Here is a 12,272-nt window from a genome sequence, read left to right as displayed (position 1 = left end):
GACCCAGGAATTTCTCTCCAAGGAGACTTACGTTCCGGTTTCTAAGCGCCTGACTCCGCTCACTTTATTTTTAGGACAGCTGCGCAAAGCAGAACTCTGCACATAAGCACCACCAGCAAAAATTCCAAAACCGGGAATTCCTGCTGGTGGAGACTTATGCTCCGAGTTCTAAACGCTTTGCTCCGCTCACTTTATTTTTAGGAGGAAAACATGGCAAAAAAATCTAAGGTTGCAAAATATGAAAGACAAAAGGCAATGATCGCTAAGTATGCCGATATTCGCCGAGAATTAAAGAAAGAAGGGAACTATGCTGAATTAGCAAAGCTTCCCAAGGATTCGAACCCAATTCGTCTGCGGAATCGGGATGAATTGGATGGCCGGCCACGCGCTTATATGCGAAAGTTCGGCATGTCCCGATTGAACTTCCGAAAGTATGCTCACATGGGCCAAATTCCAGGCGTTCACAAGGCAAGCTGGTAGGTAAGTTGTCATTCTAAGGGGTGATAATATGGAAAAACAAGATTTAGCAAGTGCATATCGGTGGCTGCAGAGTCCAAGCATTAAGACTCGTAAACGTGCACTGAAGATTATCAAGGAAGCTAAGACTCAAAAGCGGCATGCTGGATAGCATCAAAAAGCGGGCACAAAGGTAAAATTTTGTGTCCGTTTTTTGATTATCTTTAACCATTTCAAAAAATGCGTAGATAAAAAATAAGCGCAAACCTAGTTTCCATTTAGGTAAACCAGAAGACCGAGGACGTAAACTAACAGCTTCTTGGCGGGACTATCTTGGGTGCTAAAATAAAAGTATATTTTGCAAAAAGGACCAATTAACGCCGTTGATTGGTTAAGCAGCATAGCCAGAGAAAGGTGACCACCATGAAGTTGAAACAAATTTTCTTTTCAATGATATTTGGAATCCTTAATATAGCAGCGCTTGGATTTTTAATTGATCCAATCATGGCGATTGTTAATCGTGAATTTCAAGTAAGTGATTTAGATCAAATCATTTTGGTGATAACCATCACTTTAATACTGGATGTGTGGACCTTTCAACAGATTCAGGACTAGCGAATTTGCGCAAACCCGGGAATTGGGGTATGTTTATAGCAATAATTCTCGAGGGGATGAACCAAATCAAAAAGTTGATGATGGCAATGACAATCGTTATTTTAACCTTGTGCGCAACTGTTCGAATTCACGCGGCTACCTATCGGGTTTCGCACGTTTCTGCGCTTTCTTGGGAAGCCCGATATGATGTCACAACCCGTGGTAATCAGATTACCGATGTGTCTCACGTCAAGGCCAAAGGGATTGTCGGTTCAATCGTGAAAAAGAGCCTTTCCCAGCCTACTCGAAATAAAGTAACGTTACATATGACACGAAAGGTTGGCAGCGTTATTTATCAAACTCAGTTAAAGACCAAAGTTACCAATCATCGAATCCACGTCACGACTAGTTAATCTTGTAAATTTTGGTGCCAGATGGATGAAGCCAATTGTCACTAATAATCACATAAACACTCACTAAACTAATTAGAATGACAACAGCTGAAACGACAATAATTGTCTTGTGAAGACTGTTGTATTTGTTGTTTCGCCAAAGAACGTACATTGGTAAGAATATTCCAACAATTGGTACCAACGCGGAAACCAGCGTTAAAATTAAGAGAATGATGCCTTCGTCGTTATTCTGGTAGAGCGCCATGGAAGCCTGTTTGGGCTTGTTTTGACCCATTGGAATCGTCTTGTGTTCCTGAACTTCCTGGGCGAGCTGGTCATTTTGTTTAAGTAGCTGGTCAGTGGAGGTTTGGTATAATTGGCTTAGTGAAATCAAATTATCAATATCCGGATAGCCGCGACCATTTTCCCACTTTGAGATCGATTGTCGGGAAACATGCAGGATGGTCGCGACTTCGTTTTGTGATAGCCCGCGGTTAATGCGGGCCTCTTTTAGTTGTTGAGCTAAATCCTCCATGGTAATCCCACCCTTCTTGTGTCTATGTTCAATATAGCATGTCTTAATTAGTTTGCGAAGTGAAACCTAAAGTACCGTTAAACCGACAGATAAGCTTCAAATTAATGACTAATTAACTTAAAATTTGGCTGAAGTTAAAAATGCCATCCCAAAATGAAGATGCCAATTAATAGCGTTAAGGTAAGCCCAATAGCAGCACCAAGCAAAGCCGAAGTGACAATGATCACGGTTCTTTGCTTAGTGCTTTTTTTGACGGGATTAGCTTCACCCGTCTTTAAATAGTGTAAAATTTGACGATATGTATTTAACTCAAGAAACTTGGTTTGGGTGATTAGGATAATGCTAAAGACAACCCCAAGTGTTGCAAATGTTGCTACTAGCATCATGGCAATACCGACCGGAACCCAACGCATTGTTAGCAGCGAAAGGTAGGTCAAAATAATGCAGCCGATGATTACCACCATTAAGCGGCCAATGCGTTGTCGTTTTAAGTTTCCCTTCATTACTGTGAGGTCGCCACTAACTAAATCAGTTAGCGAGACGTCATATAATTCGCAAAGTAACTGGAGACTTTGAATATCTGGGTAAGTTCGGCCGTTTTCCCAGTGGGAGACAGTTTGCCTTGAAACGTGAATCTTTTTCGCAACATCAGTCTGGGTAAAGCCGAATTGTTTGCGCAATCTGATTAATTGGTTCGTGACATACATGCAAACCACACCTCTTTAGTTTTCGATTGGTTATCGAGTGAAGCTTTTATGTAGGACAACTGTGCAAAGCAGGAATCTGCGTGTAAGCACCTATCGAAAAAATTCCAAACCCAGGAATTTCCTCGACAGGTGCTTACACTCCGATTTCTAAGCGCTTTGCTCCGCTCACTTAGGATGATTAAAGTTGTTTACATTAGTCGAATACCGTGCCCGTTTGCTATCAATGGTAATCCGATCATGATATGTTAGCAATGACCTTCAACAAATTCGCAAGATAGGGATGATCTGATGCAACAAGATGAAGATTTTTTAACTCGGCAAATTCGATCAATTGGCCAAGGATTAGGCGTGATGATTAGCGGTAAAAATGGTGGGCCAACTCAAATTGTGTTTCCTAAGAAGCAGGGAGAACAGCTGCCCCATCAGTTGGATTTACAGAAATTGATTGATAATCGGCAATACAACCTAGCAGCTGAAAAATTAGCACGATTGACGTTTGCGGTTCCTCACAGTGAATATTTCAACCTCAGCCGATGGTTCTTTACACAACTCAACCAGCTGAGCGATGACGAGCTAAGGAAAGGTGGCTACTCAAAAAATCTCATTTTAGATAGGTTGAAGCAATTGAAAGCTCAACTAAAATAGGCTGGGCGGTTACTAGAAATGGAAGAGAATAGCGGCTAAAAACAGCAGTAAGCCTCCAAAGATAAGCGTCAATAGGGTACTCAAGATGATGCTTGAAATTATTCCGAGTCCCCGGGCAATCAGGCTTGCGTTGACCACATCGATGAAGCCTAAAATGGCAATTCCAAAGAGGGTGAACCCTAAGCCACTGGTCTCAGAAATGGCGAGTAGGCTTAATGAAACAATGAGTAGCATCCAGCAAAGTGTCGATAGGTGAAAGACGCGTTTCCCAATTCGGAAGGTCTGTTGATTAATGACGGCTTGGCGATATTCCGTTGAATTAGTTTTAAAGTAATGGGTGATATACTTGTTAGCTTTCATTTTTACCCTGACCCTTTTTCTTAGTTTGAAATCTTGCCGTAATTTGCCAGCCCACGTAGCCACCAGAAAAAGTGGTGCAACCAACTTCAATGATGGTAAGGATCCAGAAAATTGGTGTTTGGTGGAAGTCTGATTTGTAGTAATCACAGAAGAAGGCGACGACCAAGAGGCTGATGATTAAGCCAACTTTGATCAATCGGCGGCCGTTGCCAGCGTTATTTTGATGATGAATTCGATGAGTTCTGATCTTTCTGACTCCTCCAAAATTCGAAAATAATGAATAACCAGTAGCCTGCTGGCAATGAAATGACAATCCATTCGAGAATGCTGTTTAAAGACAGTACCCAGCGGAAGAGGGCGATTGACATAATTAAAAGCAACGTCTCAAATGGATGTTCCTTAATTTGAATTGAAAACTGGCGGATTTTAGCCATTAGAATGACCTCACTTATGAAAATAATCTTTGTTAGCCATCGCCTGATTAAGCCAAACAAAAAAGTAAATGACTAAGAAGATGATGAGCCACCCAGCTGCGAGGCAACCAATAATTAAACCAATGCCAATCAAAGAATGATTTCTAATGAATTGAATGAGTAATTGGAATAGGTCAAGCAAGTTATTTTGTTTATGAAAGAGGAGGTCAATTGGAATGAAAATAATGCCGCCCAAAATGCCAATGCCAAACCACGCATTAGTTGCCCGGGCGGCTTTTTTGAGTAGTTGTTTAGTCATGATGGGGTCCTTCCTTCTTTGATAAGTCCTTTCGCTGTTGGAATAAGTTGAGAAGCTCAAAAGCCAGCGTTACCAAAGAACTTAGTCCAACTATAAAACCAGTGATAACTTGTAGCAGTGTCATGTGAAGAAACCAGGTAATCAAAAGGATAATGACGGATAAAAGCCACAGCCAATCAAGAGTCTTCGTGATCCTGGTGTATTTTGTTGCTTGTTTAGTGATTTGATTTCTGGTGTGATTGATACGAATTCCCCCGATGTTACCAGTTAGTTATTTTCTAGTGAATCAATTAGCTGAATTGCAATCAACGAAAAAATGATGATTGTGGTTGCGGTCAATAAGGCCGCTTCTTGTGGAAATAATTGAATCCAAACTTGGCTGAGCCCCCAACTCATAATTGCGAAGATAAACGAAATCGCAAGTATGACCCAAAATAGGTGCTTCTTCAAGATTTAGGCTACTCCTTTACTATCAATATATTGGCACCATATCATGATTAGTAGGCTGCTGACAAGAAACCATTAGTTTACATTAGGCATTGATCATCGCTAACGGGGCATATATTAATTTTGACCGTTCCAAATTTCATTTTCAAGCTTCATTTGAATAAAGCGTATAATTAATTTAAATTAGAATTTCTTGGAGGCTAATGATCATCACACCAGCTCAATTTAAGTCTAAATATTACTATAAAACCGATCTGATTGCGTTGTGTCGATCATATGGCTTGCCAACGTATGGTACCAAAGCTGAATTGAATCATTATATTCTGGCATATTTATCTGGGACGCCAAAGCAGATGATTCACCCCAATCGCAAGCGCCCAATCCATAAATTGTTGACTTCGGATGAAATCTCGCTTCAAACGCCACTAGTTGGTTCCGGATTTGCTTTTAATGATGCCGCCCGAAAATTCTTTGCTAACTATTTTGGGGTCACTAAGTTCTCGTTTAAAAAGAAAATGGCGGTTATCAAACGCAAAGCGGAAACCGATAACGATTTAGCGATTACAGTTGGTGATTTAATTAGAGAATATGAAGAGTCGGACCAGCTCGTTAGTCAGTCAAAAGAGGCGCAAACCTATCAATGGAATAACTTTGTGAAGGACTTTTGCGCAGATCCAACTAGTTTGCGGTTTAACCAGAAAATAAAAGTAGCGGTTATTCTCTGGCAGAAAGTTAAACGGTCGACGGGGCCTAAAAGTTATCAACATGATTTATTAATAAAGTATGGCGATGAAATTAAGCCATTTTTGAAGCAGGGATTTAATGATTGATTAGGATTAAGTTGTGCTTTTTGATGAAGTGCTATTGGAGAAATGACTTCTACATAAATAGAGCCCTAACAGCAATTTAGGTAGTTGTTGTTAAGGGCTTTACTTTGTGCATGATGATTATTGAGTTAAGGTTAGATATTCCGTTGATTTTTACCCCAACGGGAATCGGAAACACCTGGTAGTAAAGTTAAAATAAAGAACCAGATTGTCCCAATAAGCGGAATGATTTCAATCAAAATCCACCAGGCGCTGCGGTTAGTATCGTGCAATCGGCGAGCCTTAACGGTAAAGGTGCCAATCCAAACGACAAAGGCAACTGAGCGAACGGTTGAATCAACGTATAGGTCGCCTGGTGTGTAGATCGTGCTTAGTGGATGTCCCAGAATGTTTTCAATAATACCAACAGCAATCCCGCCAAGAATATAGTTAATAATGACTGGCCACCAATATTGTGACCGATTAGCTTTGGCGTTCATCGTAAAAATATGAGTCCAGAATTCTTTGTAACTGTTAATCATGAAATTCTCCTTTGGTGAAAATGAATACTTTCATTGTAGCACTTGTTTAGAATTGTCTGCAGAATTCGTCTAGGTAATGGGCTTTGTATCATTAGGGTTCAATGCTGGTGATTTGAGTTCACATTTGAAAATTGCCATGGTATATCTATGTTGCAAAGAAGTCATGTCAATATGAACACCAAAGCCCTCAACAATAACCGGCACAGTAACTGTTGAGGGCTTTTTAATTTTAATGAGCTGAAAAATTACTAATCTTATATCATACTGATTATAAGGCCAGTTAGTGTGTCATAATGCCAAGTTTGCCTTCAGCCAGTAGCGATAATAATGCCACAGTAGCCAAATGGATGGTGCTGCAATTAGGAGCATTGCCACGCTATTAATAAGTAATGGTGAGTAAGCACGAACTAGTAAGATATAGACTGTAATCAACGTGGCACCAATGATAATTGTGCCAAATGTAACGAGGCCGATTAATAGGTTGCCTCCACCACGGTTGAACAATTGAGTGGCATTTGTCCAAGTGAGATCTAATAACCGCCAGTCGCGGGTGAAGTTGTAGGCACTGGCAAGCAGATTTCCGAGGAGAACGCCTAGTGAGAGCGTTAAAATATTAAGCCATATTAATTTAGTTAGGACGCCGAGTGCGATTGCGAGGATCATTAAGATGATTCCTTGAAGCATGACAATGAGCTTAAACTTTAGCCAAAGGTAGCTTTTGAAGTCGATTGGTAAGGATTTGATAAACGACAAGTTTTGCCGATCTAGCGAAATGAATACACCGACCAGCGATCCCTGATTGATTGCCGTGACAGCAACGGCAATCCCAGCGAGGAAGGTTACGCCAGCATCTTGGGCAGGCAACAAAGCCAAGTTAAGGCCATCTTGAAAGACAAAAATAATGGTAAAAATACAAACGGGAAAGATTGTCATCGAAAGCGACTGCATTAACAGATTGGGATTTTTTAACAATCCTAAATTATAACGAATAAACTGACGGGTCATGCCACCATTGCTTTTATGTTTCCGCTTTGGTTTGCGAATCTGTTGAACATTGGTACCACTTAATACTTTAGGCAAGAGAATCTTCTGCATGATCGCCCCAAAGATAGCAATTCCGCCAAGCAAAATGGCAATAACGATGAAGCTCTCCATGCTGAACGGGTTAGCCACCGCTTGATGGAGCTGGGAGAATCCAGGAATAATAAATGAGTTAACGGATTGGCCGTCGTCGGTTGTGTTCATCACAAAAATTGCGGCAAACATTGCCACCATTGATAAGCCGGTCATCAAGAAAGTCATCAATTTTTGATGATGTTGATAGACTTTAGTTTGGGCAAAGCTAAAAATTGCAGTAGAACAGGCTAAAAATAAACAAGTGTAGAAAAGGACGAACATGATTGTGCCGATGGCAATGCTAATTCCAATAAACCGGCCAGCTTTTACACCAGCTAGTATAAAGATGAGCCAAGCTGGAATTTCCATTGGTAAGATTATTAAAACGATAACCGAAAACTTGGCAACGAAAACGGCCCATTGGTTCAATGGCAATGGCAGGTAATCTTTAAGGTCCTTACTTTCGAAAAAGACGTTATTAATGGCAGTGATCGTTTGCGTAAGGCCAATGATGGTAAAGAGGGCGATTAGATTGGTGAAGACACCAACGTTGTGATAGAGATCAGCAAATAACATGGTGCCACCAAAAATAACTGCAAAGACCACCCCAATCGCAAGGTATTGGCTGATTAAAGAGCGATAAAGAGCGGTGCCAGTTTTGCCCTTTTCCCGCTGTCGGCGTGTCAATTGTGGGTTGGCGTATAGCAGGTTAACTTTCATAAGTTGTAGTAGCTGACGATTAATCATTGCGATCACTTCTCTCAAGGTCGTTGACAGTCTGCTGGTCAGCCGTTCTGCCGGCCATTTTAAGATAAATGGTTTCTAACGTTGCGTCTGGCATGGTGCTGAGCAGCTGCTTAACGGAACCATTATAAATTAAGTCACCGTGACGTAAAATGGCTAAATCATCGCATAGTTCCTGGGCAGTGGCAAGAACGTGGGTCGAAAAGATGACTGTTTTCCCCTTAGCGGCGTGGTTTCTCATTAATTGTTTCAAATCATAGATTGCTTGGGGATCCAAGCCAGTCATTGGTTCATCAAGGACCCAGATATCTGGATCAGGGAGAAGGGCACCGATGACGATGGCTTTTTGCCGCATTCCGTGAGAGAAGTCGCCAATGGGTGAATCAGCGTGGGCAGTCATATCAAAAAGATCCATGAGCTCAGCTTGTCGCTTATGGCGATGGTCCTTTGGAATTTGATAGGCTGAAGCAATGAGATCCCAATAATCGTTGGCGGTGAGTTCGAGAAAAATATCAGGGGAATCCGGTACGTAGCCAATTCGTTTTTTGATGGCAAGCCGGTGGTCGGCTAAGTTGTCACCATCGACGGTGATGGTGCCTGAGGTAGGTTCAATGACGCTCACCAAACTTTTTAAAGTGGTTGATTTCCCAGCGCCGTTATGGCCGAGGAAACCAAAAATTTTACCATTGGGAATGCGAAGTGATAGGTCCTTCAAGGCAGCAGTTGAGTCATACACCTTTTGTAGATGGTTAAATTCGATCATGCAGGGAAGCTCCTTTTTCAAAAATTAGTTAGGTCACAAATAGGTTAGCGGCACACCTCTCAAAATGATTATTGTTGTGTGAGCCATAAAAAATCTAAAATTCCTGATAGCAATTGGTGATAATACTATCAGGAATCCATATAAGTTGTCGAATTAAATATTAAAATTAGTGTTCTTGACACACTGAATGTACGCTGAAAGTTTGTTCAAGGCAATGGATTGGGGAGCTGAGTTTCTAAGACGTGGCATTAGAGTGGTTATTTTTGATTAATACATGACAAAGTTGTCTCCAAATGGAATCATACTTCCATTTGGAGATAAAAATATAAAATATGGAAGTATGCTTCCACTTTATGATAAAAATCAGTAGGATTCTTCTAATTCCTGATATGACTTGCGGTAGAGGCTGATTTGGCGTATAAAATATTTAGGAAGTTTATATTAAAAACCATAAGTTTCCGGTTTTCAATTACTTAGCAACATACATAAAATTATTATTTTATCCCTTTAGAATAGCAGTCATTTCGCTAGTGCTAGAATGAATAGCTTGCTGGAATAGACGGTTGGCATTACTTTTAGGAGGATCATGATGATCGAAAATCATTTTGCCCAACAACTTAAATTAAAAAGGAGTGAGGCTGCGTTTACGCAACAAGAACTGGCAGATAAATTACATGTTTCACGGAAAACAATTTCAAGTTGGGAAACTGGTAGAAATCGACCGGACATTGATTCCTTAACGCAATTGGCAGCCATTTATCATATATCACTTGATGAACTGACGGGGAACCTGGATGAATCAGCTACAACAACCTTTGATAAAACGAAGTATGCGAAACACCCTGCTACGATCATTACGATTATGATCGTGGTCATATTCGTAGAACGGATCACGCAACTTTCTACCTCACGTGGGTTTTTATGGGTAGACTTTCTTTTCATGTTTGCGATTGGACTCCGATTACTGGTATCCCGCTATGGTCGGCGGCTAATTAACTCCCAAATTCCTTTTCTAACCGGAGAGGTTGCATTTGGTGTGTTAGCATTCATTAGTGGCTGGTTCAACCTTTCCGCTATGGGAGCTGGCCTCAACATTACATGTTATGTCATTGGTTTGATTGTATTAATTGATGCGGCAATTCAGATTAAACGGTTGGTAAGGGTACATCGTTAGTGTCACTCTGGGCGATTGAAGTTTCCGTGATGAAATAGGGAAGGGATATCAATGACTCAGATACTAAAAGTACACAATCTCAGTAAGAAATTTGGTAATAAGCAAGTCTTGGATCACGTGTCGTTTACGATCCTCCGTGGTAAAGTTGTCGGCCTGGTTGGCCCCAATGGCGCTGGTAAATCAACAATTATGAAGGCGATTTTAGGGCTTTACCCTAGCTTTAGCGGTCAAGTCGTTTTTGACGGCCGCTCAGTCAAAGCGCATGATCAATCAGTTTTTCGAAAAGTTGGTTTTTTAATTGAAAAACCGGCTATTTACCCATTTTTGACCGGGTTACAGCACTTTCAACTATATTCATCCAACAAAGCCGATATTCAAGAAGTGATCGATGAGCTTCATATGAACCATTATATTAATCGCAAAGCAACCCATTATTCACTGGGGATGAAACAAAAATTAGGCATTGCGCTGGCAATCATTAACCAACCAGAATTGGTTATTCTAGATGAACCAATGAACGGGCTGGATCCCCAATCTAATCGGGATCTCCGTCATTTGATTATGAAACGGGCAAAGAAAGGAACCACTTTTATTGTTTCCAGTCATATTTTAAGTGAATTAGCTAAAATTGTTGACGACGTTATTTTAATCAATGATGGTAAAGTGGTTTTGGCAACGGCCATTAGCGAGCTTCGTCAAGCTGACAATCATGACTATATTTTACAAACTCGTAATAATATCGAAGCCAAAGAGATCCTGGTCAATAATGGCTATCAAGCAGAAATTCGTAATGGGCAAATATCGGTTACCTTATCAGCATCTCAGGGAATCGTTGAATTATTGCCCTTTTTAATTAATCACGGAATTGCCATCACAAATATTTATCATTGCCAAACCGATATTGAGTCTATTTTGGTCAAGATGCTTGATGAAAGTAAAAGCGAGGTGCGTGCGTAATGGCTGATATATTGAGACAGGAATTTTATAAGGTGTGGCATAAGAGAAGTACGGTGTATACACCGCTAGTCATATTTGTTCTAATGGGAATCGTTGGTGCTATGACGATCCATTCCAGCGATGCTCGTTTTTATATTTCAGCCGGCTTTGCGGGATTTCAGTGGGCGATGATCATGTTGATCGTGATTGCTGCGAATACAATTTCCTCGGAGTTTGAGTACGGCACCATCAAGCATTTGATTGTTCAGGGTAACGGTCGCACACTTGTCTTTTTGGCAAAGTTTTTGGTCATTGGCGCTTATGATATCTATCTTCATGGGTTAGTTTTTGGCTTGACGTTGATTTTAAAGCCACTTATTTACGGTCGACGATTTGCTTTTAATCAAAACTACTTGTATGGCCAATCTCTGATGACTAATTTGGTAACGGAAACTTTAGTTGACCTTCTGGGATCGCTAATTATTATTGGGATGATTGTCATGTTGGCATGTGTCAGCAAGACTAGCGCGGTGGCAATTGCGACTGGCATTGTGGTTTGTTTTGTTGGCCAAGGCGTATCAGAGTTGCTCTTAAAAGCGGCTGGCAGCCTTTCAGTTATTTTGAAATGGAACCCATTTAATATGCTCTTTCTATCAAATGAATGGTCCAATCCATCATACGATCATAATACACTGTTAAGTTTGCCATCGTTGATTTGGGGGAACGTGATTTATGCGCTTGTGTTTCTAGTCCTTGGCTATGAAATGTTTAAACATAAGCCAATCTAGGGCCTTCATTAACGGTCAAACTAAAGCCTTCACGAATTTCCGATTCGCCAAATATTGGCAATGCCTTTAAAAGCTAGTCAGAAATGTTAGCCTGTAAGTAATCGTTCACCGGTTAGATACTGTTTTGAAAGAAGGAATCAGAATGTTATTCTTTAAATTCAAGCAAATTTCAACTGCTAAATTGCAAAAGCAACTGTCGATGAAACCGACGATTGTGGATGTTCGGGAGGAAAATGAATATCAGGACGGCCATATTCCAGGTGCTAAGAATTGGCCATTATCGCAAATAACCCGCGGCATTGATGAACCGAACTATCCACAACCATGGTACTTAATTTGCCGTTCAGGTCATCGAAGCAAAGAAGCAGCTACTATTTTGAGTGATGATGGCTATAAGGTGATTGCTGTCAAGGGTGGCATGAATGCTTGGCAGGGAGCTGTAACCAAGACAAACTAATGGCGCGGCTTACGATTCTGGCAGCAACCTAGATTGAAGTTAAGTGGTTTTTGATGGTGAGCAAGGAAACACGTTCTT

General features: G+C 40.8%; 19 protein-coding genes. 10 read left to right on the top strand and 9 right to left on the bottom strand.

All coding sequences use genetic code 11. From position 1 onward, the window contains the following. Window positions 1-210 precede the first annotated feature (210 nt). From rpsN to FC98_RS06545, 4 genes are all read left to right on the top strand, one after another. A complete protein-coding gene (rpsN, locus tag FC98_RS06555; RefSeq protein WP_008856541.1) occupies window positions 211-480 on the top strand; it encodes a 30S ribosomal protein S14 in 270 nt (89 codons plus the stop codon). Between the two features lie 28 nt (window positions 481-508). Next, on the top strand, window positions 509-628 hold the full coding sequence (locus FC98_RS14650) for a putative metal homeostasis protein (protein WP_156637238.1): 120 nt from the start codon (window positions 509-511) through the stop codon (window positions 626-628). Window positions 629-879: 251 nt separating this feature from the next. Further along, on the top strand, window positions 880-1,071 hold the full coding sequence (locus FC98_RS06550; RefSeq protein WP_008856543.1) for a hypothetical protein: 192 nt from the start codon (window positions 880-882) through the stop codon (window positions 1,069-1,071). Between the two features lie 29 nt (window positions 1,072-1,100). Next, window positions 1,101-1,463 carry a DUF5626 family protein gene (locus FC98_RS06545; RefSeq protein WP_008856544.1) on the top strand — a complete coding sequence of 121 codons (363 nt, stop codon included), beginning with the start codon at window positions 1,101-1,103 and terminating at the stop codon, window positions 1,461-1,463. On the opposite strand, the gene FC98_RS06540 is transcribed toward FC98_RS06545, so the two are convergent. Together FC98_RS06540 and FC98_RS06535 are read right to left on the bottom strand one after the other, a co-directional pair. After that, window positions 1,456-1,977 (bottom strand): helix-turn-helix domain-containing protein, encoded by a 522-nt coding sequence (locus tag FC98_RS06540; protein ID WP_008856545.1) that lies wholly within the window; start codon window positions 1,975-1,977, stop codon window positions 1,456-1,458. The two genes, FC98_RS06545 and FC98_RS06540, sit on opposite strands and share 8 nt — an antisense overlap. Window positions 1,978-2,111: 134 nt before the next feature. Further along, entirely contained in the window at window positions 2,112-2,684 is a 573-nt protein-coding gene (locus tag FC98_RS06535; RefSeq protein WP_008856546.1) for a helix-turn-helix transcriptional regulator, read from the bottom strand. 288 nt (window positions 2,685-2,972) lie between these two features. Between FC98_RS06535 and FC98_RS06530 the strand changes: the two genes are divergently transcribed. Further along, a complete protein-coding gene (locus tag FC98_RS06530; protein ID WP_008856548.1) occupies window positions 2,973-3,329 on the top strand; it encodes a DUF6483 family protein in 357 nt (118 codons plus the stop codon). A gap of 12 nt (window positions 3,330-3,341) precedes the next feature. On the opposite strand, the gene FC98_RS06525 is transcribed toward FC98_RS06530, so the two are convergent. The 4 genes from FC98_RS06525 to FC98_RS06505 form a co-directional block, all read right to left on the bottom strand. Then, window positions 3,342-3,689, bottom strand: a complete 348-nt coding sequence (locus tag FC98_RS06525; RefSeq protein ID WP_054654845.1) for a hypothetical protein — start codon at window positions 3,687-3,689, stop codon at window positions 3,342-3,344. Continuing rightward, window positions 3,679-4,002: a hypothetical protein gene (locus FC98_RS14645; RefSeq protein WP_054654843.1), complete on the bottom strand. Its 324-nt coding sequence runs from the start codon at window positions 4,000-4,002 to the stop codon at window positions 3,679-3,681. The genes FC98_RS06525 and FC98_RS14645 overlap by 11 nt, the downstream gene beginning before the upstream one ends. Window positions 4,003-4,133: 131 nt before the next feature. Further along, window positions 4,134-4,421 (bottom strand): hypothetical protein, encoded by a 288-nt coding sequence (locus FC98_RS06510; protein ID WP_008856551.1) that lies wholly within the window; start codon window positions 4,419-4,421, stop codon window positions 4,134-4,136. A 267-nt stretch (window positions 4,422-4,688) separates the two neighbouring features. After that, window positions 4,689-4,871 (bottom strand): hypothetical protein, encoded by a 183-nt coding sequence (locus tag FC98_RS06505; RefSeq protein ID WP_008856553.1) that lies wholly within the window; start codon window positions 4,869-4,871, stop codon window positions 4,689-4,691. Between the two features lie 200 nt (window positions 4,872-5,071). Here FC98_RS06505 and FC98_RS06500 point away from each other — a divergent pair, with 200 nt between their 5' ends. After that, a complete protein-coding gene (locus tag FC98_RS06500) occupies window positions 5,072-5,698 on the top strand; it encodes an SAP domain-containing protein (RefSeq protein ID WP_008856554.1) in 627 nt (208 codons plus the stop codon). A 131-nt stretch (window positions 5,699-5,829) separates the two neighbouring features. Here the strand turns inward: FC98_RS06500 and FC98_RS06495 are convergent, their stop codons facing one another. The 3 genes from FC98_RS06495 to FC98_RS06485 all read right to left on the bottom strand — a co-directional run bounded on the left by FC98_RS06495 (window position 5,830) and on the right by FC98_RS06485 (window position 8,839). Beyond that, window positions 5,830-6,216: a DUF805 domain-containing protein gene (locus FC98_RS06495; protein WP_008856555.1), complete on the bottom strand. Its 387-nt coding sequence runs from the start codon at window positions 6,214-6,216 to the stop codon at window positions 5,830-5,832. 288 nt (window positions 6,217-6,504) lie between these two features. Next, window positions 6,505-8,079, bottom strand: coding sequence for a hypothetical protein (locus FC98_RS06490; protein ID WP_056949337.1), 1,575 nt, complete (start codon window positions 8,077-8,079; stop codon window positions 6,505-6,507). After that, window positions 8,072-8,839, bottom strand: coding sequence for an ABC transporter ATP-binding protein (locus tag FC98_RS06485; RefSeq protein ID WP_056949336.1), 768 nt, complete (start codon window positions 8,837-8,839; stop codon window positions 8,072-8,074). Before FC98_RS06485 ends, FC98_RS06490 begins: the two co-directional genes overlap by 8 nt. Before the next feature lie 589 nt (window positions 8,840-9,428). Between FC98_RS06485 and FC98_RS06480 the strand changes: the two genes are divergently transcribed. From FC98_RS06480 to FC98_RS06465, 4 genes are all read left to right on the top strand, one after another. Beyond that, complete coding sequence (locus tag FC98_RS06480; RefSeq protein ID WP_040471364.1) at window positions 9,429-10,013, top strand: helix-turn-helix domain-containing protein; 585 nt, start codon at window positions 9,429-9,431, stop codon at window positions 10,011-10,013. A 51-nt stretch (window positions 10,014-10,064) separates the two neighbouring features. Beyond that, window positions 10,065-10,970: an ABC transporter ATP-binding protein gene (locus tag FC98_RS06475; RefSeq protein WP_008856561.1), complete on the top strand. Its 906-nt coding sequence runs from the start codon at window positions 10,065-10,067 to the stop codon at window positions 10,968-10,970. Next, complete coding sequence (locus FC98_RS06470) at window positions 10,970-11,737, top strand: ABC transporter permease (protein WP_054654835.1); 768 nt, start codon at window positions 10,970-10,972, stop codon at window positions 11,735-11,737. The genes FC98_RS06475 and FC98_RS06470 overlap by 1 nt, the downstream gene beginning before the upstream one ends. Before the next feature lie 142 nt (window positions 11,738-11,879). Then, window positions 11,880-12,194, top strand: coding sequence for a rhodanese-like domain-containing protein (locus FC98_RS06465; RefSeq protein WP_008856564.1), 315 nt, complete (start codon window positions 11,880-11,882; stop codon window positions 12,192-12,194). Window positions 12,195-12,272 lie beyond the last annotated feature (78 nt).

Origin of the sequence: Lentilactobacillus kisonensis DSM 19906 = JCM 15041, assembly GCF_001434135.1 — a bacterium.
GTDB lineage: Bacteria > Bacillota > Bacilli > Lactobacillales > Lactobacillaceae > Lentilactobacillus > Lentilactobacillus kisonensis.
Note: the sequence above shows the minus strand (reverse complement) of the source record. Positions and strands in the feature narration are given on the sequence as shown.